Origin of the sequence: Saccharopolyspora sp. (assembly GCF_017434145.1) — a bacterium.
GTDB classification, from domain to species: domain Bacteria; phylum Actinomycetota; class Actinomycetes; order Mycobacteriales; family Pseudonocardiaceae; genus Saccharopolyspora_C; species Saccharopolyspora_C galaxeae.
Window position 1 is genome coordinate 1 of the sequence record NZ_JAFRFW010000392.1, and the last position, 2,739, is coordinate 2,739.

A 2,739-nucleotide genomic window follows, 5' to 3' on the forward strand; every position below is an offset into this window, starting at 1 on the left:
CGCCCGTACAACTCCCGGCCCATGCCGAGCCGCTGCGCACCCTGACCGGCGAACACGAAACCGAGCCCGCCTTCCACGGCATGCCCGCGCACAACACCCGAGGCTTCGCCGGAGGCCAGTGCACGCAGCAGGTCGGCACCGTCCGCTGTGGAATCGGTCAGCACCGCCGCTCGGTACTCGAAATCGGTGCGGACGCCGAGCGAGCGTGAGATGTCGGCCGGGTGCTCATCGCTGAGGTGCGCGGCCAGCTGCGCGGCCTGGTCCCGCAGCGCCTCCTCGGAACGCGCCGAGAGCACCCACGGCACCACCGAAAATGACGGTTCCGCACGCTCCGGTTCCGGGTCCGGCTGTTCCAGGATCAGGTGCGCGTTGGTGCCGCTGATGCCGAACGACGAGACCCCGGCGCGGCGCCGCTGGATCGGCTCCGGCCAAGGGGCGTGCTCGGCGAGCAGCCGCACCTGCCCGGATTCCCAGTCGACGTGCGGCGAAGGCTCGTCGGCGTGCAGCGTGCGCGGAAGCCGCCCGTGCCGCATGGCCATGACCATCTTGATCACGCCCGCCACCCCGGCCGCGGCCTGCGCGTGCCCGATGTTGGACTTCACCGAGCCCAGCATGAGCGGCGTGTCCCGGTCCTGCCCGTAGGTCGCCAGCAGCGCCTGCGCCTCGATCGGATCACCCAGCGTGGTACCGGTTCCGTGCGCTTCGACCGCATCCACGTCCTTAGTGGACAGACCAGCGCTCGCCAACGCCTGCCGGATCACCCGCTGCTGTGACGGCCCGTTCGGCGCGGTGAGCCCGTTCGACGCACCGTCCTGGTTCACCGCCGAGCCGCGCAGCACCGCCAGCACGCGATGCCCGTTGCGCTGAGCGTCGGACATTCGCTCCAGCACGACCATGCCGACGCCCTCGGACCAGCCGACGCCGTCCGCATCCGCCGAGAACGAGCGGCAGCGGCCGTCAGGGGAAAGCCCGCGCTGGCGGGAGAATTCGACGAACGTGCTCGGCGTGGACATCACCGCGACGCCGCCGGCGAGCGCGAGCGAGCACTCCCCCGCCCGCAGCGCCTGCGCGGCCAAGTGCATCCCGACCAGCGACGACGAGCACGCGGTGTCCACCGTGACCGCCGGTCCCTCGAAGCCGAACGTGTAGGACACCCGGCCGGAGGCGACGCTGCCCGCGCTGCCGCTGCCCTGGTAGCCCTCGAACTCCTCGCCGCCGAGCAGCGTGCCGTAGTCGTTGTACATCACCCCGGCGAACACGCCGGTGCGGCTGCCGCGCAGCGCGCTCGGGTCCATCCCGGCGCGCTCGACCGCCTCCCAGGAGACCTCCAGCAGCAGGCGTTGCTGCGCGTCGGTGGCGACCGCTTCCCGCGGGCTCATGCCGAAGAAGCCCGGGTCGAATTCCGCCGCGTCGCGCAGGAATCCGCCGTGGCGGGTGTAGGAGGTGCCGCGGTGGTCCGGGTCCGGGTGGTAGAGCTCGTCGAGCTGCCAGCCGCGGTCGGCGGGGAACTCCGTGATCGCGTCACCGCCCTCGGCGACCAGCCGCCACAGGTCCTCGGGCGAGCTCACCCCGCCCGGGTAGCGGCAGGCCATGCCCACGATCACGACCGGGTCGTCGGCGACCGGCGCGAGCACGTCGGCGGGCACCACGCCGGTCTCGCCGAACAGCTCGGCGGCGAGATGCCGGGCCAGCTCCTCGGCGTTCGGGTGGTCGAACACGACCGTCGCGGGCAGCTGCAGCCCGGTGTCCGCGTTGAGGCCGTTGCGCAGCTCCACCGCGGTCAGCGAGTCGAATCCGAGTTCCTGGAAAGCGCGCCGCGCAGGCACTTCCGCACCGTCGGTGTGGCCGAGCACCTGCGCGATCCGGCCGCGTACCAGTTGCAGCAGCGTGGCGGCCCGCTCGGCTTCGGACAGCCCACCGAGCCGATCGGCCAGTGCTCGCGACACCGCGCCACCTGCGCCGGCGCGCTTGGTGCGCCCGCGCACCAAGCCGCGCAACACCGCCGGGAGCCCGTCCTGTTCCCGCAGCGCGCCCAAGTCCAGTCGGGCGGGCACGACGACCGCGTCCGCCGCGCCGGTGGCCCGGTCGAACATTCGCAGTCCCTGCTCGATCGCGAGCGGCGGCAGCCCGGCCCGCTCCATCCGATCCAGCTCGGATCCGCTGAGATTCCCGGTCATTCCGGCGGAATTCGCCCACGGGCCCCAAGCCAGCGAAACCGCAGGCAGGCCGGTCGCGCGACGATGCGCGGCCAGCGCGTCCAGGAAGGCGTTGGCGGCGGCGTAATTGCCCTGAGCGGCCGAGCCGAGCGTCCCGGCCAGTGAGGAGAACAGCACGAACGCCGACAGCTCCCCGGCGAGTTCGTGCAAGTGCCAGGCCGCGTCGACCTTCGGCCGCAGCACCGCGGACAACCGGTCCTCGGTGAGCGTTTCGAGCACGCCGTCGTCGAGCACCCCCGCCGCGTGCACCACGGCACCGACGTCGTACCGGGCGAGCAGGTCGGCGACCTCGGCGCGCTGCGCGACGTCGCAGGCCGCGACCTGCACATCGGCGTCCATCGCGGTGAGTTCGGCGACCAGCGGCACCACGCCGGGCGCTTCCCCGCCACTGCGGCTGACCAGCAGCAGCCGCCGCACGCCGCGCTCGTTGACCAGGTGCCGCGCGACCTCGGCGCCGAGGCCGCCGGGTCCGCCGGTGATGAGCACCCGCTCGACGGGGTCCCAGCGGGCGGGCTCGACGATC

At 73.0% G+C, this 2,739-nt stretch carries 1 protein-coding gene; it reads right to left on the bottom strand.

Going from position 1 to position 2,739, the window contains the following annotated elements; translation table 11 throughout:
- Positions 1–2,739, bottom strand: a 2,739-nt coding sequence (locus IJH84_RS10630; protein ID WP_295143396.1) for a type I polyketide synthase, incomplete at both ends; no start/stop codon positions are given.